The following is a 25,521-nucleotide window of genomic DNA, read 5'->3' as shown; positions in this document are numbered from 1 at the left end:
GGTAACCCTTTAGAAGGAATTCAAATTATGACTATTTTATCTGAAAAAAACGCCAAAGAGTTACTGACCAAAGTTTTAAAATACTCTAAAGCTGACGAAATTGAATGTAACTTAGATGGCAGCATAGGCGGCAACATTCGTTATGCCAGAAATACTGTCTCTACAGCTGGCGAAGAAAGCGATCTGGTGTTGGCAGTACAATCCACTTTTGGTAAAAAAACAGGTACCGCGACTATCAACGAGTTTGACGATGCATCACTTGAAAAAGTAGTGCGCCGCTCTGAGGAGTTAGCCAAACTGGCACCTGAAAACGAAGAGCACATGCCTTTATTTGGGCCACAAAAATATGCGCCTTCCAAAACTTATTTTGAGTCAACAGCGAATGTTACCCCTGAAAATAGAGCGCAAGCTGCCGAAGACAGCATAGTGCCGTCGAAAAAGAACAAGCTGGTTGCTGCAGGATTTTTAGAGGAGTTTGTGACATTTAGCGCCATCATAAATAACAAAGGGTTGTTCGCTTATAACAAATCGACAGACGTAGACTTTTCGGTGACTATTCGCACTGAAGATGGCAAAGGTTCTGGTTGGGTGACACGTAACTTCAGCGATTACAATTTATTAGACACGGCTAAAGCGTCAAATATCGCCATTCAAAAGTCCAAAGGTTCGGTTGATGCCAAAGCGATGGAGCCTGGTAAATACACGGTGATTTTAGAACCTGCCGCTAGTGTGGGTTTATTAGGCAACATGGTGCGTAATTTTGCTCAAAGAGGCGCGGATGAAGGTCGTAGTTTTTTAAGTTACAAACTCAAAGAAGGCGAAGATGCCCAAAAAGCACCTAAAAATAAGTTAGGTCAAAAAATGTTTGATGAAAGAGTCAACATTTACACTGACCCGAGCCACCCTATTGCTCCAGCAGCACCCTTTTCGGGAGACGGTTACCCGCGTAATCGCACCGATTGGATAAAAAACGGCACAGTTGTCAGCATGCCTAATTCACCTTATTGGGCCAAGAAAACCGGCGTCGCTTACGTGCCTCGTGGTGGCAATATCATTATGGATGGTGGTAACGAATCCTTAGAAGAGATGATTAAAAATACCCGAAGGGGCATCTTGGTGACACGCCTTTGGTATATTCGCTCACTTGATCCACAAACCTTGCTTTATACCGGATTAACCCGCGATGGCACGTTCTATATTGAAAATGGCAAAATAAAATATCCCATTAAAAACTTCCGTTTTAATGAAAGTCCGATAGTGATGTTAAACAATATAGAAGCATTAGGTAAACCTGAACGTATCGACGGCAATATGATCCCGCCGATGAAAATCAGAGACTTTACCTTCAGCAGTTTATCTGACGCGGTGTAAGCATCTTGCCATAAGCTAACGTCAATAGTTTATGGCTTATCGCTCACATTTTATCCATATGGATCGCCGTCATTTCATACTTTCTAGTTGCGCTGTTGCTGTTTGTGGGGCATTGCCATGTGCCGTGTCTGCTCAAAATAGTGAATACGACTTTTACTTTACCCGCTTGAGTTACGAATCAGGTAATTGGGAAGTAGATGAACGAATGCCCGCGAATGTACTTAATTCATTAATTGAGTACACTAGCTTGCGAGTAGACTTGCAGGAACGAGTGATACCGCTGTCTGATCCTAGTATGTTAAGTGCGCCCTTTTGTTATATGGCAGGGCACAGATTAGTGCAGTTTAACTTGCAAGAAAGACAAAATTTTCAGCGTTATGTTGAGAATGGCGGATTTGTTTTTGTAGATGATTGTAATCATGACATCGACGGTATGTTTGCCAAAACGTTTGAAGCACAAATGGCGGATATGTTTGGCCCAAAGGCGCTAAAAAAAATTCCTAATAACCATCCGTTATATTCGTCATTTTTTGAATTTGACGGGCCACCACGTACCTCAGTTGAGCTAAATGGTTGGGGCGACGATTTGGTTCACGAATACCTCAAAGCTATTGAAATAAATGGCAGAATAGCCGTTTTATATAGCAATAAAGACTTGGGTTGTGAATGGGATTACGACTTTAGAAACAAACGTTGGTTAAAAATCGACAACACAAAGTTTGCAGTCAACATTGTCATATATGCAATGACGGCTTAAAAGCAAGAGATAAAACCAAAACAAAGACAAAGATTTTCTTTTACTTTTAGCTTTAGTTTGTTGGTTTTTTTTCATTACATTATTAAGAGTAAACATGAGTAGACAGAATTTATCCGAACAAGACGTTCTTGTATTACTGGACAAGTTGGCTCTGATTGAGCATGAAGTGGGTAAAGTGATTGTTGGACAGAAAGAGGTGATCCAGCAATTGTTGATCAGTATGTTAGCTGGCGGGCATTGTTTATTAGAAGGTGTGCCAGGACTAGCTAAAACACTTATGGTCAATGCCTTAGCAGAAACGCTCGAGCTGGGCTTTAAACGCGTGCAGTTTACGCCAGATTTAATGCCCAGTGATATTATTGGCACCGAAATATTGGAAACCGATCATGAGTCAGGGGACCGTTTTTTTAAGTTTCAGCAAGGCCCCGTTTTTACCAACATTCTGTTAGCCGACGAAATCAATCGTACTCCGCCTAAAACTCAAGCAGCGCTGCTGGAAGCTATGCAAGAAAAGAGCATTAGTTACGCGGGAACCAGTTACGCCTTACCTAAACCGTTTTTTGTATTAGCCACTCAAAACCCTGTTGAGCAAGCAGGTACCTATCCTTTACCAGAGGCACAGCTTGATCGATTTTTAATGTTTATAAAAGTTGATTATCCTTCTGAATCAGAAGAAATAGAGATTTTGCGACGTACCACAGGTAATACCCAAGCCAAGATAAATGCGGTACTCAATGCACAACAGATTATCAGCTTGCAACATGTGGTCAGAGATATAGAAATATCCGAACCGCTACTGGTATACATCAATCAACTCGCCCGTAATACACGCCCTGGCAATAGTCAGTCATCAGCTGTTAATCAATACGTGCGATGGGGAGCAGGGCCTCGTGCAGGTCAAGCAATGGTGTTGTGTGCCAAAGCTAATGCGTTACTGTCAAAACGCTTTGCCGTTACCATGAATGATATCAAACAGGTGGCCCATGGAGTGTTAAGACATAGACTGTTATTGAGCTTTCAAGCAGAAGCGCAGAATATATCCCCCGATGATGTAGTCGATAGTTTATTAAAGGATTTAGCACAGCCAGCCAGCCCTTTTGGCGCTTCTTCCCCATTATCCCCCGCTGTTTAACATGTTAGAAAGCGGATAGCATGCAACCACTTATTGACCCACTTGTACTCGCCAGTATCAAAGATATGCCTTTGGTAGCAAAAACGGTTGCCGAAGGCTTATTGCATGGATTACATGACAGTGTGCAGCGCGGTTCAGGTCTAGAATTCAGCCAGTATCGCGCCTATGAACCTGGCGATGCTCTTGGCAATATTGATTGGAAGTTATTTGCTCGCTCAGACCGATATTTTGTGCGAGAAGCAGAGCGTGAAAGCAATATCAATATTTGGCTAGTGTTAGATGCCAGTGCATCTATGTTGCAACGATCGTCTGAATCTAGATCTGACTCTCATTCTAAATCAAAATCTAACAAAGGCTGGCATAAATTTGATTATGCTAAACACCTGTTGGCCACTATCGCTTACATCGCACACAAACAAAGTGATGCCGTCGGTTTATTGGGGCTGTCGAGTGAGAGCCTGCACTTTTCGCCCGCTTTAACCGGTAAGCAACACTGGCAAAAATTGCTGCTGTTACTCAGCCAGATGTCTACCGGTTCAGTTTTCCCTTCGCCGCAAATTTTGCAGCGCCATTTAAGCCGCATGCAATCCAATAGCCTTATTTTCGTACTCAGTGATTTTTATCAAAAAGGCCATGAAATTAGCGACTTTATGCAAAGTGTGGTTAGCAAACGAACCGAAGTTATTGCAGTGCAATTAGAAAGTGATGATGAACTCAATTTCCCCTATAGAGGGCAAATTCGCTTCGAGGACAGAGAAAGTAAGCGGCAAATTTTAGTGTCTGCTGACGATGTAAAAACTGACTACCTGCTGGCAAGGCAAACATGGCAAAAAGCGCTGATAAAGACTTTTAACCAGCTCAACGTTCAGCACTGTATCGCCAACATTGACCAGCCATTAGACTCAACATTACACCGGTTTTTAGCAGCAAGGCAAAAATTGCGATGAACAGATGTTATCTGTGGGCTAGCAACAGTCATGTTTGAAATGCCTTTCATATTACAGTCACCCTTAGCTATGTTGGGTTTATTGAGCTTGCTGATCCCGCTGGGTATTCATTTATTAAGCAAAGCACGGCCTCGTGTTATCGCGTTTGCGCATATTGCATTTATCCAAGTAAAAACCTCGCCCATGTTACGTCAGCTCAGATTGACCCAGTTAATATTACTGGGACTGCGAATGTTTATGTTATTCATCGCCACTTTGATACTGGCTCAATTGTATTGGCAGCATGAATCGAACAGCGCCAATCAACCGTCACACGTTTTGTTAACTGAAGACTGGTTAAATCATGCTACAGACGCTGAAAAACAGACATTAATGGATCAAGCCCATGATGTAAATTTAGTACTACTTGGCATAAAAAACCGCAACATCAATACAACAGAATTAGCCCAATGGTCGACTAATACGCAACAAACGCCCACCCTAAATATATGGAGTAAAGTGGCAAACTACATAACACAGCTATCAGCTAATGAGATGGTAACTGTGTATACAACAAACCGCCTAAAACAGTTTATAGGAGCGAAAACAGCGCTCCCTGAACGGGTTGAATGGCAAATAAAAACAATACCTATAGCGAATGTAACTCAGCAATATTCAGCAAACATAAAAGTCATCTATGATGCTTCAAGTGAACCACTATTGGTGTATATACGTGCAGCTCTTGAGGCCATTAACACTCATAATAATTTAAACACAAAAGCTATATACACTTCAAAAAAATTCACAGATGAAGACAGTAAGCACTTACTAAAATATGATAAAACAATTGACCTCAGCCAACAAAACTTTACTCAGCAACACTCTCCTGTTGATGAACAATGGCAACTCACATATATCACTCAGCAAGCGCTTACCAATATTAAACAGGCAGACTTTGTATTAACCCTAGTGCGGTTATTGTATTCATCACAAAGCCAAGTTTGGTGGTTAGAGAATTCTCGATTAACCACAGAACAGATTAATCAATCCTCATTAATGAGTAATCCTCCAAAGACACTGACACCCAACAAAGAATCACTCGGTAAAGCCATTCATTCGACATCGTTACATATCTGGTTGGTTTTAATATTAGTCGCACTATTTATTCTAGAGAGGTTGCTCAGCGAGTGGCCTAACCATCGACTAAAATCCGGGCTGGACCAATAATTGTCTAGTCAGATAAACACACCAAACAAAAAAATGAATAAAATTGTCACGCGTCTTAGGCAAAGATGGTTATTGCAAAAACTTGCTTACACACTTTTGATTGGCATTTGTTTAGGCCTAGCCGCTTATTGGATGACTAAATGGATTGTTTGGCCATTAGCAGCAGTGACATTGATGATGGGCTTTGCTGCGTTGGTTTTTTCTCGAAGTCGCCAATATCAAGACATTACCGCGAATAAGGTACTGCTGCATCTGAATCGACAATTCAGCGAGTGTGAAGAAAGTGCAGAACTGGTATTGCTGCCTAGTGGCTCTCTTACAACCCTACAGCAGTTACAAAAAACACGAATTCAGCCACAAATAGACACATTATTGTCAACAGAACTTGGTTCACACTTACCCAAGTATTCATGTAAGTCCGCGTTGCTGCTAAGTGCTCTTGCAGTTTTAATATTCACATTGATTGAAGTGTTGCCTTTAGACCTTTTACTTAAAGCTGAAACAGCCAATACTCGATTGATTAATGAAGCACCTAAACAGTCCAAACTCATTAGACTTGAGACCAAAAGCATGACGGTCACACCACCCAGCTACACAGGTTTAACAGCATGGCAAACAACAGACTTAAATTTAGAATTGATTGCTGGCTCAACAGTCACTTGGCAATTTCAACTGATTGGTATCAATAACGTCAATCAGCAAAACGATGTGTCTATTACGCTTCCAGACAAACAACGTATCTCGCTTATTGAACAAACTGCTAACCACTACCAAGCCCTTGCAACGATAAATCAATCAGGTGTTTACTATATTACTGTTAATAATAGGATGCTGGGGGATATCCACACCCTTGCTGTTACCGCAGACACTAAGCCAACCATTCGCTTTATCGCACCCACTGAGACTATTACCAAATTGGCTAAAAATGCCATTCCTAACGTGCAAGCGACAGTATCAATCGAAGATGACTTTGGTATAGGGAGAGTCGAAATACTGGCATCTATTGCCAGTGGCTCTGGAGAAGCAGTCAAATTTCGTGATCAAACGTTTCTATTTGACTCCGAGTCGATGATTGAGGGCAAAGCTCATTTCTTTAAAAGCTGGGACTTAGTTGAATTGGGTATGCAGCCTGGAGACGAACTATATTTCAGTATTAAAGCATGGGATAACCGCATGCCAGTCGCGCAGCAAAGTCGCTCTGCCAGCAAAATTATACGCTGGCTTGAAGAAGAACAACAGACGCTGATAGCGGACGGTTTGTTTATGGACTTTCTTCCGGAGTATTTTAAAAGTCAGCGACAAATCATTATTGAAACCAAACAATTGATTGCTACTAAAGCCAATCTCTCGATTGAAAATTTTAACCGCACATCTGTTGATCTAGGCATAGCTCAAAGCTTTCTGAAACAAAAGTATGGGCAGTTCTTAGGTGATGAATTTGATAGTGGCACACTTCAATCAATGGAGGCGGGCCCCAATATAGAACATAATGAACATGAAGAGCATGAAGAACATGCAAATGAAAAGTCACCATCAGCAGCGGCAGGACATGAGCATAACAACGCGGAAAATCAATCACCGCAGACTGATAAATCTGGCTACAGTCAAATTATTCAGCAGTTTGGTCATGCTCATGGTGAAGCCGACAATGGCAATTTTATCAAAAAAGGACTGCCTAGCCCTGCACTGTTGATGAAACGCGCCATTGCTAATATGTGGCAAGCTGAATTACATCTTCATCTATCGGAACCAGAGCTTGCCCTTCCCTTTGAAAACCAAGCCTTGGCTTTTCTTAATCGAGCTAAACAGGCCGATCGTATTTACGTTAAACGCTTAGGCTTTGAACCGCCCCCAGTATCCGAAAAACGCCGTTATCAGGGTGATTTATCAGATATTCTTAGTTATCAGCGCAATGAAAAAACATCAACTGACAACCGCCCTTCAAAGGCCATTGCTATTTTAGCCAATATGCTAATCAACCACTCAAAACAACTTAACGGACACCCCCTTACAAGTGAGCAGAAAAACGTACTTGAGTATGTTAAAGCCTATTTTTCTGCACAACTAACAACACACCCTAAAGACATTACTTTTATCGCTACATTGGAAAGAGTACAGCAAGCTGACTCTTTTACTCTAGAAAATTGTCAGGATTGTATCAATGCATTGACAGAAAAATTGTGGCAAACACTGCCCTCGCCTATCGCAGCACCATCGACGAGACAAACATCCTATTCTCTTCAGAACACTATGCTACAAAAGCACCAGACATTTTTACAACAGTATGAAAAAACGCACAAAAAGGGGTCGCAACCGTGACTTTCTCACTCGGGTTATTCTCTCATTATACATTCGCTGCAAGTGTATTGGTTGTGCTGTTAGTTATTGGCTTAGCTGTCGCTGGTTACTTTGCTAGCCAACGGCTAAAACAAAACAAAACGAGGCTAGCGGCAATACTATTGACTAACACAGTGGCTGCTCTTACGGTTCTTGGCTTAGCTTTTGATATACAGCTAACCAATAACCAAGCGTCAGTCACTTATCTCGTTACTCACGGTGCAACCACTGAGCAGTTAGAGCAAATAGTGCAAATAGACACACAACAAGCTGTTTTTGTTTTACGTGAAGCGGTTATATCGATAAATAACAAGAATATACTGGATACCGCAACTCTGATTGAGATCCCATCGCAATTGTTATCTTACCAACCAAGATTCGAGAATCTACATGTTGTAGGGGATGGACTAAGTTTATCGCAGTGGCAAGATATGCAACTATTGATGGGTGAAGCTTTCAACAATATTTCAGTCAGGTTTTCTGCATCTACACCTCGTCTCGGACTGATCAATATGTCTTGGCCGAGAGAGTTAGCCATAGGCCAATTTATTGAAGTAAAAGGGCAACTGCAAGGCATTGACGCGCTTGCAGCAGATCACATTTATGAATTGAATTTACTCGACCCTGTGGGACAACGTGTCGACACCATAAGGCTCAAAGCTTCAGAACATTTTAGTCTTAGCTTTCCAGCAAAAAGCATGGGGCAATGGGTCTATCGACTGCAGCTAAGCGAGCCTGGCGTTATGCAGCCTCTACTAGATGAACCTCTTGCGTTTTCAGTTACTAAGCCTATACCTTTCAGAATACTGATTAAGCAATCCGCTGCCTCTTTTGAAACCCGACAATTAAAAAATTGGGCCGCGCAATTAGGCAGTCAAATAAGCGTTTTAACACAAATTAGTCAAACTAAAGATATCCGACAAAATATCAATTTAAGTGCTGCACAATTAGCACCAATCACCTCACCTTTTACTGACCAAGCATTAATTCACTTTGATTGGCTGATAATAGATGGTCGCGCATTACTGACATTAAACGCAAAGCAGATGACAGCTTTAAAAAAAGCCACTAAAAATGGTTTAGGCGTATATATCATTGCCGATAATGCGCTCATCAACGCTTGGCCCGTGCCGTTACTTGATTGGCTTCCGGATATCAAAATACAACCTTTAGATGTGGCAAGTTTCTCAGCGATCCCTAGATGGCCTCACAGCAAAATTGAAGGTGTTATGCCGTTAGCAAAGGCTGTTATAACTTCCGCTAACAATTCATCTCTGGTGCAAAGTAACGACGCCCAAATATTGGTATCTCACAGTAAAGTTGGTTTAGGACACGTGGCGGTATCACTGATTAATGGCACTTATGGCTGGCAGACATCAGGATTGACTGGACAATATAGCCACTATTGGCAAAGTGTTATATTTGGATTAGCCAGACCCAGACAAGCACCCTATTGGTTAAACGCCGCGTCTGACACATTAACTTGGGTCAATCAGCATCTGCAAAAATGTGTACTTGGCGCTACAGCTTCAGGTGTGACCACATATGACCAACACCCGCGCTCTTTAATATTGACCCAGGACATATTGCAAGTCGAACAACGCTGTCTCACAATATGGCCAACCAATGCAGGATGGCAAAAGCTTGCTTGGACAAAACATTCAGTATTAGCCGCTACACCACATAAGCCAGACACCTCAATAGAGACATGGTTTTATGCTCATGCGGAACAAGATTGGCAAGAATGGAGACAAGTAAAGAATCAACTCATCAGCCAGAAGATAGCAAAACAACAAAACACCCAACGATTTGAGAAAACTTCAGTAAAACCCCTTGATAAAATCTGGCTTTGGGGACTTTTGGTGTTATCTATGAGTGTCTTATGGCTGGAGCGAAAGCTGTTTAGCAAAACTTTAAAAAACGATAAAAAACGATAAAAAGCGTTAATAAACTTAAAACAACATTACAATTGAGGCCACACCTGTCATGACGATCACCAGCCAGCGATAGTATTTTTCTGGAATTCGTTTGATTAGCCGGACGCCACACCATGCACCTAATGCAATAAAAGGTAAACAGATTAAGTTAAGTAAAAAAGAGTTCACATCAATGCTTTGCCAACTAAGTACATGGAAAGGCACTTTGAACAGATTAATGACAAGAAAAAACCATGCAGCAGTACCAATATATTCATTTTTTGGTAAACGCATACTGAGTAAGTACAAGGCCATGACAGAGCCAGCTAAATTACCGATCATAGTTGTGACGCCACCCAGCAGCCCCATCAATAATGCAAACCAAAGGTAATCAGGGATCGACTCTGTGTTGCCTTTTTCCATCCATAGCATAATCGCCAAGCTCGCAAAAATGATGACACTCATCACACTTCTGAACACGTGATCGTCAATTGTATTACCTAACCAAGTACCCACTAAAACCCCCACTGCTGCAGAAGGAAACAGTTTGAGCAAGTACCCCCAGTTGGCATGTCTGTGGTAATACTTAACAGCAAAGAAATCGGCCATAATCAACATTGGTAACATCAAACCTGTGGAGTCTTTTCCGCCAAACATAATCGCTAAGAAAGGCACCGCAAACATTGATATGCCATGCACACCCGTTTTTGCCATACCAATAAAAAATGCGACTAAAAAAAGCAACATCAAACTAGTGTAGCTTAGAGAATATCCAAATAACTCAATCATAATTTGTTAGATTTCTCCCAAGACAGGACTGTACCTATTTTGAATTTTACTCGTAACTTAAAAGGCAAACTTACAATAACATCTCTTACAATTTGATTATCTTTAAAGACTATCAATATGTTGCAACATATTGGCTAAGATATAAACATTAATAGTATTTAAGCACCAACACATCACAAATATTAATCAATAATGTGTATGTAAACGTTGAAGGGTGACAACATAATTGAGAAAAACTACAGGTTTGTCATCTACATAACAAACAAAACTCAAACATGGAGTGATTTTACTAACTGAGTCGTAGTGATGTTTTTGGCATACTTATAGGTTTTGATAGTTCAAAGTTAAGACATCTATTTACACCAAAAGCGACAGCAAAATTTACTGCGAGATAGGCGCGAATGATGCCTGTGTTATGGCTTGTAAGTCTAACGCATTTAGCTCAATTTCTAGACCTCTGCGACCGCCACTCACAAAAATGGTAGTGTGCTGCTGAGCAGAATCATCAATAAGGGTATCTAAACGTTTTTTCTGTCCAAGAGGACTAACCCCACCTAATACGTAACCTGTGCTTCGCTGCACTTCAAATTTGTCTGCCATTTCCGCCCTCCTAGCGCCATAAGCCTTAGCCACACGTTTCATGCTCAACATAGAATTTACTGGTAATATCGCAACAACAAGCTGCTTAGCGTCGAGACTAACCACTAAGGTTTTAAGGACTCTTTCAGGAGCAACTGCCAGTTTTTCAGCTGCTTCTAGTCCATAAGAAATGTGTCCACTAACATGCTCATAGTGATGAACTATAAAATTGATTCTCGCTTTTCTAGCGCTAATAATCGCGGGGGTCATATGACTATGGTCAGACTTTTATTTTTCGGCTACACAGTTTTTTTGCACTCTAGCTTTAACTTGACGGATCAGATTCATATCCCCTCCAGCCTCGGCATCAACCAAATCCAATCGCGAATCTTGGCATCTCAATTTATTTGCTTGTTGGCTCTGATAGGCTTGAACTTTTTGCTTTTGAATTGAACCTTCGACTCCGGAGTATTGCTCTGGGTCTTCAGGACGTTTTTCTTTCTCATAAAGAGGTGATTGATGAGAGCTGCAAGCAACAAATGTTAAGGTTAAAGCGCTGATAATAAAAATTTTATTCACTGTTTATTCCCTTTAAATTTAAATCACGGCTATTGAAATCTAAAAACAGAAACCTTAATCTGAACGCTCTTTAGCTAAATCAGGTAACTCGCCTTCAAGACCCATTGCATGTTGAATGATTGTTTGTTTAGTTAATGATGAATAATTCGCCAAACTTAAGCCAGTATCCCTGATTAATTTCTTAATAGGTTGATTTCCAGCAAATAAACGTTTGAAACCTTCCATTGCGGCAACCATTTTAACTGTTTCAGTTTTACGCCAGCGCTCAAATGGTCGCAAATTTTTGGCTAATCCAAAATCTTTGTTTTGCTCAACTAATTTTATAATCTGCTCAGCCAAAGCAGCGGCATCCGATATACCTAGGTTTGCTCCCTGACCGGCCAGAGGATGAATAGTATGCGCAGCATCTCCAATAATAGCCACCCTGTTACCCACCCACTGACGTGTGTAGCGCATTTTAAGTGCATAACTTTGCCTGTCACTTATCAGTTCACAAATGCCTAAAGTGCAATCAAATGCAGCGGTCAAAGCTTTGTTAAATTCTTCATTCGATAGTTTTAATAGTTCAGCAGCTTTTGATTCATCTTGAGACCAAACAATCGAGCAATGATGCGCATCCCATAAAGGTAAAAAAGCTAAAGGTCCGCTGGGCGTGAAAACTTGCCTAGCAGTGTGATTGTGTGGCAACTGTGTTTTAACCGTTGCGACAATCGCATTTTGATCGTAATCCCAAAACGTTTGCGCAAAATTGGCTTGTTTTTTTACTATTGAATTAGCACCATCAGCGCCTATGACTAATCTAGCAGTTAACTGGCTGTCATCATCTAAGGTAATAAAACATTCTTGTTGACCGAATACCAATTGCTTGATTTTTTTAGGTACAAGTAACTCAATATGCATACTGTTTTGAGCTTGAGTCCATAAGCTATGCCTAATAGCTTGGTTTTCAACGATATGACCCAGCTGTTTTTTTTGAACTTGGCTAGCCGAAAACTCAATTTTTCCAAAACTGTCTTGGTCCCAAACCTGCATATCTACATAACTACATAGCCTATCAACGTCCAAATGTTGCCATGCACCTATATTGTGTAAAATGTTTTCGGACGCTAAAGTTAATGCGCTAACTCGCAACTGAGGGGCGCCACCTGGCATAGCTCGACTAATATGACTTTCAACAACAGCAACCGACAGCCCGCTATTTTTTAACGCAAGTGCTTGAGTCAAACCTACTGTGCCACCACCTACTACGACAATATCAAATACATGCATAACGTTAACACCTCTTTTTTAGCATCAGTGCTTCAATGTCGCTGATGGTTTTAGGCGCTGCTAAAGTCAAATTTTCATGACCACTTTGGGTTATTAATAAGTTATCTTCAATTCGAATACCGATACCCCGCCATTTGCTTTCAACATCTGCATCAGATGCAATGTAAATACCAGGCTCAACTGTGAGTACCATGCCTGGTCGAAACGGACGGACTTGACCATCAATCTTATAATCACCTACATCGTGAACATCTAAACCAAGCCAATGACTCAACCCATGCATATAAAATTTTCGATACGTTTGTCGTTCAATGTTATCAGCGAGTTCGCCATGCAATATATTTAAATCGATCAAGCCTTGGGTGATCACTCCAATCGCAGCATCGTTGGCCTGCTTGATAGTATTGTTTGGCTTAATCATTTCAAATGCAGCTGACTGAGCATCTAACACTAATTGGTAGAGTTGTTTTTGTTCTGGTGAAAACAGTCCAGAAATAGGGAAAGTACGAGTAACGTCGGATGCGTAACCTTGCCATTCACAGCCTGCATCAATTAATACTAAATCACCGTCTTTTAATCCTTGATTATTTTGTATGTAATGCAAAATACAGGCATTATCACCAGACCCAACTATTGTCCCATAGGCTGGATATTTAGCACCTTGCATGGCAAATTCGTGATGAATTTCTGCTTCAAGATGATATTCATTTTTACCAGACTCAGCAAATTGCATTGCTCGGATATGAGCTTGAGTTGCCACAGCTGCAGCTTGTCGCATCATATCTATTTCATTTGCAGATTTAATTAATCGCATTTCATCTAGAATTATTCGAACATCAATCAGGCTATAGTGTGTTTTTTTACTCTGTTCGGGGGGATTACGTAATTCTTGCAATACCGAAAAAACCAAATCTTCAGCCTCTTTATTATGCCCTTGAGCAAAATATAGATACTGATGGCCATCAATCAGATCTAACAACCGTTCATCTAACTCATCTAAGGCAAATGCCATATCTGAAGCGTATTGTTGTTTAGCTTGTTTTGGACCAGCTCTTCGCCCATGCCAAATTTCCATAGCAGGGTCCTTGTCTAAACAAAATAAAATACTCAAACTTTTAGCATATACTTGATGATTAGATAAAACTAACCAAGCTTCTGGTTCAGGAAAACCACATAAATATTGAAAATAACTGTCTTGCCTAAAAGGGTACTCGGTATCGCGGCTACGAGTAACTAACTGAGACGCGGGCACTAGACAAATACTATTTGGTTGCATTTCTTGTAATAAATGCTTTTGGCGAGTTAAAAATTCTGTATTTTCAATAGGCAATGGAATGACTCACTTTACTGACTTACATCAAAAAACATTAAACTTATTTAATAAAGAGCTTAATTCAGAATTTACTTAAACGACTAATGAACGGTTTTAGGTTCACTTTGTTGTTGTTCTGGTGACTTACCTAATTCATTAAAACATAACATTGCGGTAACGCGAACGTATTCCATAACTTCAAACAAAGCCTGCTCTGACTCTTCGTTTTCATCCATTTCATCATCCATTCGTGCTATTTCTGCAAAATCCTCTAACCCTTCTTTAACATCGGCAGAACAGCCAGTTAAATCATCCTGATGCAGACCAAACCCTAGCATAAACCCATGTACCCAATTCAACAGAGCTTGACCTCGTTCATTAATAGGTGACGAGTCCTCAGGTAAACACAGTACTAGAGCAAAATCGCTTTCAACTAATTGTTGACAAGTCACGTCAAAAAGACTTTTAAATGCTTCTTCAACTTCTTTGGAGAAGGCCTCACTTTGATGAATAAAGTCAGATAGAGGTTCTAACCAGTCTTGGAATTCAAGAGGCATTCCACCACCTAACATACCACAAAACATTCCTTGAATTTCAGCGGCTGTTGTTAAAATATTGTTACGTTCAAGTAACGGAGTTAAAATATCAAAAAGGTTGGTTGATGTATTCAAAGTACTCTCTCAATCGTTGGACGCTACAATCTTAACACTCCCTAGAAAGCAAATACATATTCGTGGGCAGATAGCACTAGTATATCTGCCCACGAACAGATTATAATGACCGAACTCGGTGCAATATTAGTTTTTAGTATTGCTGCGAGAGATTTCTATGCCTCCTGGGATGTTTGCCAGTCTAGTTATGTCCCTGGCCGATGCTTTTTACCTAGGGAGTTGACTCCACTACTATTGTGCAAGCTTGGCTCGTATCAAGAAGCCTAAGGTAGCGATGATACTTCCGCCCTGAACTTTCGGTTCACGGGCTTATACTGGGCAGCGGCATTTTGGGAGGCGTCCAAAATTAATAAAGGATTGAGATTGAAAACCCATATGAATCATGAAGAACAAATACAGGCTTACGGAAAAGATGTAATTGAAACCTTGTCTTCAATGGTAAAATGGAAATATGACGATTTTCACAAAGTGATGCTAGCTGAGTTTTCAGTAGATAAACAAGACCAAGTATTGTTTACTTTACAACAATTTTTTCCCATGTGTTGGGATGTCAAAACCATCAAAAAAGCGCCACACGAAACTAAACATTATGCTGGTGCATTTTCAAAGCTGGTCAAAAAACAAAAACTATTCAGTATCAATATCGAACATAACCCTAAAATAATGGCAGTTTGGTGGCCATGGGGGCATGGTGCTACCGTATCGGTAAGACTTTTTTTAACCAATACCTCCCCCTATGTGGCCAAAACTGGGCTTTTCCGTAAACTAACACGCATTTTTGCTTAGATAAATTTGCTGTCAGAGTAAAAATCAATATAATCGTTTGCAGACCAAATGGTCAACTTTTCAATTAAAGATTATTATATGGCTTTTATTCTTCTAGAGTAAAAGCCATATAATAGAACTTTAAACAAGAGGCACAGCAGCGCATTATGGCCGTTATCAATTTTGGTTCCATCAACATCGACCATGTCTATCAGGTAGAGCATTTTGTTCAACCTGGAGAAACCATTGCGTCAAGCTATTACCAGTGTTTATTGGGTGGCAAAGGCGCTAATCAGTCAATCGCATTAGCTAGGGCAGGTTCTGAAGTGCGGCATGTCGGAAAAATTAACGAATCTGATGTCTCTTTTAAGCAAACTATGATCCGCAATGGTATTGATTGTAAACATGTCACTTGCAGTGAGACTGCCTCTGGTCATGCTATTATACAAGTCACTCCTTCAGCTGAAAATGCTATCGTGTTGTTTGGTGGTGCTAATCATGAAATGACTTCTAAAGACATTATGCATGCATTAGATACTGTAAAATCTGTAGACTGGGTGTTAACCCAAAACGAGACCAACAGCATAGACCAAGTACTTATTCAGGCTAAAAAGAAAGGTTTACGCGTAGCCTTCAATCCTGCTCCTATGACTGAATCTGTCAAACATCTACCCCATGAGTGTATCGATTTATTGATCGTCAATGAAGTCGAAGCTGAAGAAATTTCTGGGTGCCAAGATTTAGATAAAATTGAAGACTACTTTCGTCAAGACTGGCCACATGCTGAAGTACTGATTACTTTGGGTAAAGCTGGCGTGCGTATGCTCAAAAAAGATAAAACCATCGACGTGCCCGCTTTTGAAGTAGAGGCAGTGGATACAACAGCAGCGGGTGATACGTTTATCGGCTATTTTCTATCTGCTTATAGCAACCATAGTGATTCAAAAACCGCTTTAAGACGCGCTTGCGCAGCCTCTGCCTTAGCAGTTATGAAAATTGGTGCGGCACAATCTATACCGAACGAAGAAGACGTCAATCGTTTTCTTGCCAAGCAATAACCTCAAGGGAGATAAAATGAGCCACAAAATTATATTAGATACTGATCCGGGTATTGATGATGCGATGGCAATTTTCTTTGCCTTCCAACATCCTGAAATTGACGTATTAGGTTTGACTACAGTATTTGGTAACGTGCCTGTTGATATGGCAGCCAAAAACGCGATTACCCTTTGTGCATTAGCAGATAAAAATATTCCAGTATGTAAAGGTGTTGGCATGCCTTGGGTCGGAAAAGAGTCAGGTTATGCACATTTTGTGCATGGGGACGATGGCTTTGGTAATATTAATTTTCCTGCTGCTAAAGGTGAGCTAGACCCTCGCAGTTCAGCACAATTTATTGTTGATATGGCACGTGAATACCCTGGTGAAATCACTGTGGTTGCAATTGGTCCATTAGGTAATCTAGCTTTAGCCCTTCGTCTTGAACCTGAACTACCAAAATTACTAAAAGCTGTCTCTATTATGGGTGGAGCAGCATTTGTGCCTGGTAACGTTACACCTGTAGCAGAAGCCAATATTTGGAACGATGCATATGCAGCTGAAATAGTATTTGGTGCATCGTGGGAACTAAATATGTTTGGACTAGATGTCACCAACTCTTGTCCATTCACTCCAGAATTTTTGACTCAGCTTAAACAAAACAACCCCAAATTAGGCGGTTTTGTTCATGATGCAGCTCAATTTTACGTGAAGTTTTACTCAAAAAATAGAGACCAAGATGTGTGTTTTTTCCATGATGCTATGCCACTTGCACATTTAGTCGACCCAGGTTTGTTCGAATTACAAAACGGCCATGCAAGAGTATCTACCGATCCTCTAAATATTGGTCAAACATCTGTTGCGCTGCCTGGTTCTACTACCAGCCCTGATTGGCTCAATGCCCAGACGATTAATGTAGCAACCAAAGTCAACAAAGCCCGCTTAACTCAGTTGTATTTGGATACATACAATAGCTAATTTTGTTTAGAAAGCCTAAAATTATGTTCTGGCCTTGCGAGACCAATTGAATACCTAATGAAAATTGCTCCTCCAACAATTGATGAAGCCGCTCGTTTAAAATCATTATACGACTATGATATTTTAGACACTGAAGCAGAAAAAACATTTGACGATATAACTCAACTCGTTGCACAAATTTGCAACATGCCAATTAGCTTAATCAGCTTGGTTGATTCCGAACGTCAGTGGTTTAAATCTAAAATAGGTTTAGCCCCACAACAAACCGCGAAAGATATTGCATTTTGCACACATGCTATCCACCAAAAAAAAGTTTTTGAAGTAGAGGACACTCTGCATGATGAGCGTTTTTTTGATAATCCTTTAGTTACCTCCACACCTAATATTCGATTTTATGCAGGCACACCATTGGTCAGCCCCGACGGGCATGTCATTGGGACATTATGCGTTATTGATGACAAGCCAAATAAATTAACGCAAGACCAACGCCAAGCACTTGAAGTTTTAGGTAGGTCAGTCATTTCTCAAATGGAATTACGTAAAAACATAAAAATTTTAAAATTGGCCAACGAACATAAAACTGAATTTTTATCCAATATGAGTCATGAGTTACGTACTCCACTTAATGCCATTATTGGCTTCAGTCATTTAATGTTAGAAAATACTCAAGATTACAAAATACCCCCAAAGTTTGCTGAGTATGTTAAGCATATTGACTATTCAGGCAGACGATTGCTGAGCGTAGTAAATTCCGTAATAGATTTGAATAAAATTGAAGCAGGCATGATGCAAGTTCAGCTCAAAACTATTTGTTTTAGAGAGTTTATAAAAAACTTAGAGGGAATGTTAGCCATCACCGCTAACCAAAAAGATGTCGAATTTTCAGTACATGTCAGTAATGATTTGCCAAAATATTTGGCTGTAGATCAAGCCAAAATTACTCAAATCATTACTAACTTAGCTCACAACGCTATCAAGTTTACCGATGGAGGCAAATGGGTCAAGGTTGAACTCTCACTCAATAATGAGCAACTGGTGATCACAGTTGCCGACCAAGGGGTAGGCATATCATCCAATGATCAAACAAAACTATTTAATCAATTCCAGCAAGTTGGACAGGCTAAAAGTTCAGAAGGAAGTGGCTTAGGTTTATCAATTACACAAAGCTTAGTGACACTTCTAGGTGGCAAAATAAAGGTTCTTAGTACGGTAGGCTCAGGCAGTATTTTTAAAGTTTTGTTACCGCAGCAAAATGACACTAGCATTTTACAGCCAGATCTAACTCTTGTTCCTGAAAAAGCTAATTTTGACCCTAGTAGTAAAATTTTGTTAGTAGAAGATAACAAAATCAATCAAGCAGTTATGTTGGCAATATTCGAATCTTTAAATATTTCAATCATCATCGCTGAGTCAGGAGAAGAGGCTGTTGAAGCTACTAATAATCAATATTTTGACCTGATATTTATGGACATTCATTTGCCCGGTATCGATGGTTTTCAAACATCTGAAAGAATTAAGCATAACTTTCCGCGAACTCCTATCATCGCCTTATCAGCCGATACATTTTGTCAAAAAAGATTTAACCAAAATACCAAAATTTGGGATGAATATTTGTGTAAACCTTTAGAAAAAGAAAATCTTGTGCAAGTGCTCAACCGGTTTATTCCACTTTTACCAAACATGCCAAATGCATAAATGAGTAGGTAAAAAAGAATGCAAAAACAAAATGTACAAGAAGACTGTCGAAAGGTGTATCGAAAAGTTTACCGTAAAAAACGTCAAGCATTGTCTTATCAAGAACAATCAATCGCGGCACATGACCTACTATCCGTCTGTATTGCATCAACAACACTTTCTCAAGTCAAAACTGTTGCCTGTTATATTGCAAACGATGGTGAAATTAACCCCATAGCAATTATTGATTATTGCTGGCAACAAGGTAAATCTGTGTTATTACCTGTGTTACATCCTTTTAGCAAAGGTCATTTACTGTTTGTTGAATATCATCCTCACTCACCTACACGTAAAAACTGTTATGGTATCGAAGAACCAATAGTTACGAGCTCAAACTTATCCACTCTAGCTAACATTGAACTGATACTCACGCCCCTTGTTGCCTTTGATGCTTCAGGTAATCGATTAGGTATGGGAGGAGGATATTATGATCGAACCATAGCTCCGATCCGTCGTGATTCGCTGCCAACAAAACTTATTGGATTGGCTCATACCTGTCAACAAACTGATATGTTGCTCACTGATAGCTGGGACATCCCTTTAGATGGCATCGCGACCCCAGAACAATTTTTTAGTGTCAGCTAAACTGCGGCTTGAGTTACACTATTGTATATTAGCGTTTTAACGAACAGGGCCTGAATAATATGACACAAGATGACAAGAAAAAAGCGGCAGCCAAAGCTGCGCTAAATTACATAGAAGAAGGCGCTATTGTTGGCGTAGGAACAGGCTCAACCGTAAATTATTTTATCGATGCTTTAGCTGATTTAAAATATGACTTACAAGGTGCAGTATCCAGCTCAGAAGCCTCAACTGAGCGCCTAAAGGCCATGGGTATTGAAGTTTTTGACCTTAATTCGATAGACAGATTTGATGTATATGTTGATGGCGCAGATGAAATAACTGAACACAAACATATGATAAAAGGTGGTGGTGCAGCTCTTACCAGAGAGAAAATTGTTGCCGCTGTAGCTGACAAGTTTATTTGTATTATTGACGACACAAAACAAGTACCAGTATTAGGTACTTTCCCTCTACCCGTTGAAGTGATCCCCATGGCACGTTCTTATGTTGCCAGAGAGATTTTCAAACTAGGTGGTGATCCCGCTTATCGTCAAGGAGTAGTGACTGATAACGGTAATGTAATTTTAGATATATACAATTTAAAAATTCTAAACCCCGTAGAGCTCGAAAGACAACTCAATGCCATTCCAGGAATTGTCACCAACGGCTTATTTGCTCACCGTGGTGCTGACGTGGTTTTAGTAGGCACCAACGATGGTGTTAAAATAATAAATTAACGTGATTTTTATCATAAAGAGGAAAAATTTCATAAAAAGGGATCCACATGCAGTGAATAACGAAGCAATGTAAAAACAACATTTACACTGTCATCATACTCATATGTCATGTTGGCCTTTAAATTCTGTGCTTTTTCTCTTTGAACTGTGTGGTTAAATGTGTTTTTTTAGATGCGAACATTCATCCTATGAAGCCTTTCCAATTCGTGAAATAAAGTATTTTTCAACTCGTCTAGGACATAATATCCTCCAATAAATATAAATTACGCTTTTAATTATCGAGGAATAAAATCATGTCGAATGAGTTTACAGGTAAAACAGCCATTATATCCGGGGGAGCGGGTGGTATTGGTTTTGCTCTTGCTGAAGAATTTGGGCAATTAGGTATGAAGATAGTCATTGCAGATATAGATCAAGAAGTGCTCGCAGAGGCAGAACAAAAACTAAAAGATGCTAACATTCAAGTGTTAGCCTGCTCACTAGACGTAACGGACTATCAACAATGGGAAGAGACAGTTGCGGCGGCTGAAGCTACATTTGGCGATATTCATATGTTGGTTAATAACGCAGGTGTAGGGGGTATTCCCGGCTCAGTTGATAAAACCAGAATTGAAACCTGGAAATGGGTATTGGATGTCAATGTGATGGGAGTTGTGAATGGTACCCAAGCCACTGCCCCTTCGATGAAGCGTCATGGCCAAGGTGGCTGGATCATTAACGTTGCCTCAATGGCTGGCATGAATGGTGTACCCTTTTCTGGTGCTTATGCTGCGTCAAAAGCAGCGGTGGTCTCCATGTCAGAGAGTTGGGCTGTTGAATTGAAAAAGCATAACATTGCGGTGTCGGCGCTGTGTCCTGCTTTTGTTCAAACACGTATCCATGAGTCATTGCGGAATCTTCAACCTGCATACAAAGCTGTCAAGGAACACGATGCTGATAAATTAAAATCAGGTAATGCTGAGAACAAGGCGAAACTCTTAGTGGAGTCCGGTATACCAACATCAGTATTAGCGAAACGTGTGGTGGAAGCGCTTCAATCAGGACAAACTTATATATTTACTCATCCCAACTTCCGTTCGTCTGTTGCTTATAGATCATCACTACTAGACGCTGCGTTTGCAGATGCTGAAGACAGCCCTATCGTAAGACATCTAAAAGACGACGAAATAATGATGCTTTAAAACAAAAGCGCCTAGTTACAAATTTAAAAAATTTATCCACCACAGAAACCACAAATTAAAGACAATTCAGTTTGTTCTTTTCTCGGTGTTTTTGTGGGAAAAAATTATGACTAATTTTGTCTCTAAATTAGACTGGCATCTTCTGCTAATTTATTCACGTCAGCAATGTTTGTATAAGATTGGCGATTAACCAACATTTTTGTAGCCATTTCAAGAGCCTGAGTCTCTAATTTTGCTCTGAGCTTTAGGTCTTCAAACTGCATAAAATCAGCTACCTTAGCAACACCTAATATTCTCCTGATCATCTTACATGCTGCAAAGCCTAAAGTATCACTTAACAACTGTTTCAAAAATAACTGTCTAAAAGCTTTATGACTGTCGTCAAAAAGGTCTTTGCCCATAAATGGACTCTGCGAGGACTGTTCGTGTTCTGACCACAAAGATAAAAACTTGCCTTCAAATTTGTACCAAAGGTCGTCAATAGTCTGCAATAACCATTGACTATAATTGACAGACTCAGTTGATGAATTATGTGCATGTGAAAAATAGTTCAAATATAAGTTGGCAATCAGTGCGCCGATATCAAATCCCATAGGGCCTGCAAAAGAGAATTCAGGGTCAATCACAAAGGTTTGTTGTGCATTCACCATTACTGAACTGGTGTGCAGGTCACCATGTAACAAAGCCTCCGGCTTATTCATAAACATATGCTTCATTTGTGCAACATGTGCTCTAACATTAGGTTCTTTTTGAACCGAATCGATAGCTGACTGAGATAGCGCAGGATTGTAATCGTTCATGTCATGATGCTCAAAAGGATACGTAAAGACAAAGTCCTCGGTGATTTTGCACATATCCTGATTACCACTTTTATTGACCATCGCTTTTTTTTCTGCAGATGGCAAAGCAAAATCAGAGGAATAAAATAATGTCTCTGCCAGAAAAGTAGATAAATCTTCTGCCAATCTGGGTAAATATCGACCTTGTATAAGCTCCGTTCGTAAAATAACATGATGATTGAGGTTTTGCATAATAAGCACTGAAAAGGCTTCAGATTGGTAATATACCTCTGGCACCATCTCTGGGCATACCCTGGAGTGATAACTTAATGCATTAATTTCAGCAGTCATCCGTTGACGTGTCAAAGGCCAGTCCTCACCTAATACTTTAATGTAAGGGGGAGCTTGCTTAATAAAAACCGATTGATTAAAGTCTAACGAATTGGTTACTACGAAAGCGTAATTCATATTGCCATCGTTAATTTCCTGAACTTCTAAGTCATCGAAAGACGAAAACTTAAGTAGGTAATTGGGTAGCGATTGTAAGTAGCCGATAATATTGGCTTGATTTAGTAGATAGTATTCCATTGCACTCTTAAACATTTAATTATACTTCACATTGGCTCAATACATAACGTGGAATATTGACCTTACATATTCGACTTAATCGGGCAGATGCAATTGCAAATATCGCAGCATATTACCACCCATCACTTGCTTAATTTGAAATTCGCTAAGCCCTATATCTAAAAAGGCTTGGGTTAAATAAATCAACTTTGAGGTATCAAAAGGCACGCTAACCGCGCCGTCATAATCTGAACCGAGGGCAACATGTTCAACACCGACCAATTCAATACCATATTTAACCGCTTTAGCAATCTCGCGAGCATTAGGCCCGCATATCGCGCCGTCCCAATAACCCACTGCAATTAGGCCGCCTTTAGCAGCAATCTGTTGCATTAAATCATCCGAGATATTCCTAGGTGATGGGCAATGTCCGTGAAAACCAGTATGGCTGACCAATAACGGCTGACGGCTAATGGCCAATACATCTTGGACCACTTGTTCTGATGAATGTGACACGTCCAACATTATGCCTAAAGATTGCATTCGTTGCAGAGCTTCTCGTCCAAACGCAGTTAAACCTTCGCCACTTTCCCCGTGTAATGAGCCCCCTAATTTATTATCAAAAAAGTGCTGTAAACTCATCATACGAAAACCCTTATCGAATAAGCGTTTAATGTTGCTCAAATCACCGTCTAACGCATGAGAGCCTTCAGTGCCTAACAACATGCCTAATAATTTAGGATTGATTTCTCGCTGCAATAAAAACTGTGAGAGATCTGTTTTTGAAGTAATAAGTGACACTTGCTGAGGAAATTTATCAACCAACTCTAGTGCTTTACTCGCTTGAAACAATGCCCTCTCAGCCAAGCTATTCCAAGTATTTGTAGGCCAAAGATTCACTAAAGCCAGTTTCGTAATATTGTCACTGGCAACATTACTATTGCCTTCGTAGTTAAGCCCGTCTGGGGACTTAGTAACAGTAGTAAACATTTGTAAAGCAATATTGCCTTGCTGCAATCTAGGAATATCAACATGGCCATAATCATGCTTATCCATTAAATTTCTTTTCCACAACAAGGTATCGCTGTGCCAGTCACCGATAAACAACTGTCCATGTAAGCTTCTTGCTTGCTCTGATATCTCAGGCAAAATCGAATCATGTAAAAGATTCGTTTGTTTTTCTAATTGGGCAGGGAAAAATATAAAAAAACTTACAACAGCAACAGCGACTATAACAGCGATGCTTTTAAAAATGATTGTTTTAGAAGTCATAGTTATTAATCAAAAGGTTGAGTAAAGTGATGTGTAAGATCGTATTTTGCTGAATCAATGTCAAATCTAAACGTTAATGCTTATTCCTTAACCCTAGCGACTAGGAAATCTACTGCTGCTTTTACTTTAGGTACCAGATATCTTTGTTTTTGATACAGTAGATATATTGCCATCTCGTTATTTTGAGTAATTTGTATTGATGGCTCTAACACCAATTCTTCTAATTGACCGCTTGCTAAATAATGTGCCGCCGCCCAACGTGGCGCCATTAATATGCCCTTTCCTTTTACTGCCAAATCACCTAACCACTTCCCATTATTAGAAACGGCGACTTGTGGCGCAGAAACATCTTGCCATTGTCCATTTATATAACTTAACCAAGGCGTTGGGCCATTAGGCGTCCGAAAATATAAACCTCTATGTTGCTTTAATTCGATGGCATATTGAGGTTTGCCCATGACAGCCAAATAACTCGACGCTGCCACTGGGATAAATTGGTTACCCATAAGCTTGATAGCTAATACTCTTTCATTAGGTGCATAACCACCTCGAATAGCAACATCAACATCATCACGGCCCAATGCAGATAACTCATCACTTAGACTGACATCTAACACTATCTCTGGATAAAGCTGGCTAAATTCATCAAGCAATGGCAATAAAATGCGCTCGCCAAAACCCACCATAGAGCTGATATGCAATTGCCCCATGGGTTTTGATTGATAACTACGCACCGCTTCATTACTTTGCTCAAGCTGATTGAGAATATCCAGTACTTGGACGTAATAACGCTGACCCACTTCAGTAAGTTTGACATCACGGGTAGAGCGCTTTAATAGTGTAGCGCCTAGGCTATTTTCTAGGTCTGCCACCCGCCTTGACAACGACGAAGGTGGAACCCCAAAAATGGCGGCAGCTTTAGTAAAACTGCCAGTATCTGCCACTTTACTGAAATACCTTAATGCTCGAAATTGATCCATCATTCTCTTATAAATTAAATTTATCGTATGACTATTGTCTTTATAGCAATAAAGATAACAT

General features: G+C 40.1%; 23 protein-coding genes and 1 other RNA gene. 15 read left to right on the top strand and 9 right to left on the bottom strand.

Annotated features, from left to right (window positions below):
• The first annotated feature begins 27 nt into the window (after positions 1-27).
• From QZ562_RS06320 to QZ562_RS06290, 7 genes are all read left to right on the top strand, one after another.
• Positions 28-1,371 carry a TldD/PmbA family protein gene (locus QZ562_RS06320; RefSeq protein ID WP_293758291.1) on the top strand — a complete coding sequence of 448 codons (1,344 nt, stop codon included), beginning with the start codon at positions 28-30 and terminating at the stop codon, positions 1,369-1,371.
• 31 nt (positions 1,372-1,402) lie between these two features.
• The gene (locus QZ562_RS06315) at positions 1,403-2,128 is read left to right on the top strand and encodes a DUF4159 domain-containing protein (RefSeq protein WP_293758288.1); all 726 of its coding nucleotides are present in this window, start codon (positions 1,403-1,405) and stop codon (positions 2,126-2,128) included.
• Between the two features lie 94 nt (positions 2,129-2,222).
• On the top strand, positions 2,223-3,260 hold the full coding sequence (locus QZ562_RS06310) for a MoxR family ATPase (RefSeq protein WP_293758285.1): 1,038 nt from the start codon (positions 2,223-2,225) through the stop codon (positions 3,258-3,260).
• A 20-nt stretch (positions 3,261-3,280) separates the two neighbouring features.
• Complete coding sequence (locus QZ562_RS06305; protein ID WP_293758282.1) at positions 3,281-4,207, top strand: DUF58 domain-containing protein; 927 nt, start codon at positions 3,281-3,283, stop codon at positions 4,205-4,207.
• Between the two features lie 30 nt (positions 4,208-4,237).
• Entirely contained in the window at positions 4,238-5,413 is a 1,176-nt protein-coding gene (locus QZ562_RS06300; RefSeq protein ID WP_293758279.1) for a BatA domain-containing protein, read from the top strand.
• A gap of 33 nt (positions 5,414-5,446) precedes the next feature.
• Complete coding sequence (locus tag QZ562_RS06295; RefSeq protein ID WP_293758272.1) at positions 5,447-7,732, top strand: hypothetical protein; 2,286 nt, start codon at positions 5,447-5,449, stop codon at positions 7,730-7,732.
• On the top strand, positions 7,729-9,687 hold the full coding sequence (locus tag QZ562_RS06290; RefSeq protein WP_293758264.1) for a hypothetical protein: 1,959 nt from the start codon (positions 7,729-7,731) through the stop codon (positions 9,685-9,687). Before QZ562_RS06295 ends, QZ562_RS06290 begins: the two co-directional genes overlap by 4 nt.
• A gap of 15 nt (positions 9,688-9,702) precedes the next feature.
• On the opposite strand, the gene QZ562_RS06285 is transcribed toward QZ562_RS06290, so the two are convergent.
• The 6 genes from QZ562_RS06285 to QZ562_RS06260 form a co-directional block, all read right to left on the bottom strand.
• Positions 9,703-10,455: a sulfite exporter TauE/SafE family protein gene (locus tag QZ562_RS06285; protein ID WP_293758259.1), complete on the bottom strand. Its 753-nt coding sequence runs from the start codon at positions 10,453-10,455 to the stop codon at positions 9,703-9,705.
• A gap of 381 nt (positions 10,456-10,836) precedes the next feature.
• Positions 10,837-11,304 (bottom strand): Cys-tRNA(Pro) deacylase, encoded by a 468-nt coding sequence (gene ybaK / locus QZ562_RS06280; protein WP_293758256.1) that lies wholly within the window; start codon positions 11,302-11,304, stop codon positions 10,837-10,839.
• Positions 11,305-11,322: 18 nt separating this feature from the next.
• Positions 11,323-11,613 carry a hypothetical protein gene (locus QZ562_RS06275; protein ID WP_293758254.1) on the bottom strand — a complete coding sequence of 97 codons (291 nt, stop codon included), beginning with the start codon at positions 11,611-11,613 and terminating at the stop codon, positions 11,323-11,325.
• Between the two features lie 54 nt (positions 11,614-11,667).
• Positions 11,668-12,882 (bottom strand): FAD-dependent monooxygenase, encoded by a 1,215-nt coding sequence (locus QZ562_RS06270; protein WP_293758252.1) that lies wholly within the window; start codon positions 12,880-12,882, stop codon positions 11,668-11,670.
• Between the two features lie 4 nt (positions 12,883-12,886).
• On the bottom strand, positions 12,887-14,212 hold the full coding sequence (gene pepP / locus QZ562_RS06265) for a Xaa-Pro aminopeptidase (RefSeq protein WP_293758246.1): 1,326 nt from the start codon (positions 14,210-14,212) through the stop codon (positions 12,887-12,889).
• Positions 14,213-14,295: 83 nt separating this feature from the next.
• The gene (locus QZ562_RS06260; RefSeq protein ID WP_293758244.1) at positions 14,296-14,865 is read right to left on the bottom strand and encodes a UPF0149 family protein; all 570 of its coding nucleotides are present in this window, start codon (positions 14,863-14,865) and stop codon (positions 14,296-14,298) included.
• Positions 14,866-15,023: 158 nt separating this feature from the next.
• Between QZ562_RS06260 and ssrS the strand changes: the two genes are divergently transcribed.
• The 8 genes from ssrS (at position 15,024) to QZ562_RS06220 (ending at position 21,862) form a co-directional block, all read left to right on the top strand.
• Positions 15,024-15,205: non-coding RNA, 6S RNA (ssrS, locus tag QZ562_RS06255), on the top strand.
• Between the two features lie 23 nt (positions 15,206-15,228).
• Positions 15,229-15,651: a hypothetical protein gene (locus tag QZ562_RS06250; protein ID WP_293758242.1), complete on the top strand. Its 423-nt coding sequence runs from the start codon at positions 15,229-15,231 to the stop codon at positions 15,649-15,651.
• Positions 15,652-15,797: 146 nt separating this feature from the next.
• A complete protein-coding gene (locus tag QZ562_RS06245; RefSeq protein WP_293758240.1) occupies positions 15,798-16,688 on the top strand; it encodes a ribokinase in 891 nt (296 codons plus the stop codon).
• A 16-nt stretch (positions 16,689-16,704) separates the two neighbouring features.
• Positions 16,705-17,646 (top strand): nucleoside hydrolase, encoded by a 942-nt coding sequence (locus QZ562_RS06240; RefSeq protein WP_293758236.1) that lies wholly within the window; start codon positions 16,705-16,707, stop codon positions 17,644-17,646.
• Positions 17,647-17,703: 57 nt separating this feature from the next.
• Positions 17,704-19,341 carry a GAF domain-containing hybrid sensor histidine kinase/response regulator gene (locus QZ562_RS06235; protein ID WP_293758234.1) on the top strand — a complete coding sequence of 546 codons (1,638 nt, stop codon included), beginning with the start codon at positions 17,704-17,706 and terminating at the stop codon, positions 19,339-19,341.
• Between the two features lie 18 nt (positions 19,342-19,359).
• A complete protein-coding gene (locus tag QZ562_RS06230; protein WP_293758230.1) occupies positions 19,360-19,965 on the top strand; it encodes a 5-formyltetrahydrofolate cyclo-ligase in 606 nt (201 codons plus the stop codon).
• 59 nt (positions 19,966-20,024) lie between these two features.
• Entirely contained in the window at positions 20,025-20,681 is a 657-nt protein-coding gene (gene rpiA / locus QZ562_RS06225; RefSeq protein ID WP_293758228.1) for a ribose-5-phosphate isomerase RpiA, read from the top strand.
• Positions 20,682-20,974: 293 nt separating this feature from the next.
• Positions 20,975-21,862 carry an SDR family NAD(P)-dependent oxidoreductase gene (locus QZ562_RS06220; protein ID WP_293758225.1) on the top strand — a complete coding sequence of 296 codons (888 nt, stop codon included), beginning with the start codon at positions 20,975-20,977 and terminating at the stop codon, positions 21,860-21,862.
• A 122-nt stretch (positions 21,863-21,984) separates the two neighbouring features.
• Here the strand turns inward: QZ562_RS06220 and mtnK are convergent, their stop codons facing one another.
• The 3 genes from mtnK to QZ562_RS06205 all read right to left on the bottom strand — a co-directional run bounded on the left by mtnK (position 21,985) and on the right by QZ562_RS06205 (position 25,460).
• Positions 21,985-23,229, bottom strand: coding sequence for an S-methyl-5-thioribose kinase (gene mtnK, locus QZ562_RS06215; protein WP_293758222.1), 1,245 nt, complete (start codon positions 23,227-23,229; stop codon positions 21,985-21,987).
• A gap of 75 nt (positions 23,230-23,304) precedes the next feature.
• Positions 23,305-24,480 (bottom strand): dipeptidase, encoded by a 1,176-nt coding sequence (locus QZ562_RS06210; protein WP_293758219.1) that lies wholly within the window; start codon positions 24,478-24,480, stop codon positions 23,305-23,307.
• A gap of 80 nt (positions 24,481-24,560) precedes the next feature.
• Entirely contained in the window at positions 24,561-25,460 is a 900-nt protein-coding gene (locus tag QZ562_RS06205; RefSeq protein WP_293758216.1) for a LysR family transcriptional regulator, read from the bottom strand.
• Positions 25,461-25,521 lie beyond the last annotated feature (61 nt).

Source organism: uncultured Paraglaciecola sp. (assembly GCF_913058035.1).
GTDB lineage: Bacteria > Pseudomonadota > Gammaproteobacteria > Enterobacterales > Alteromonadaceae > Paraglaciecola.
The sequence above is the reverse complement of the archived record's forward strand: the minus strand, read 5'-3'. Positions and strand labels throughout refer to the sequence as shown.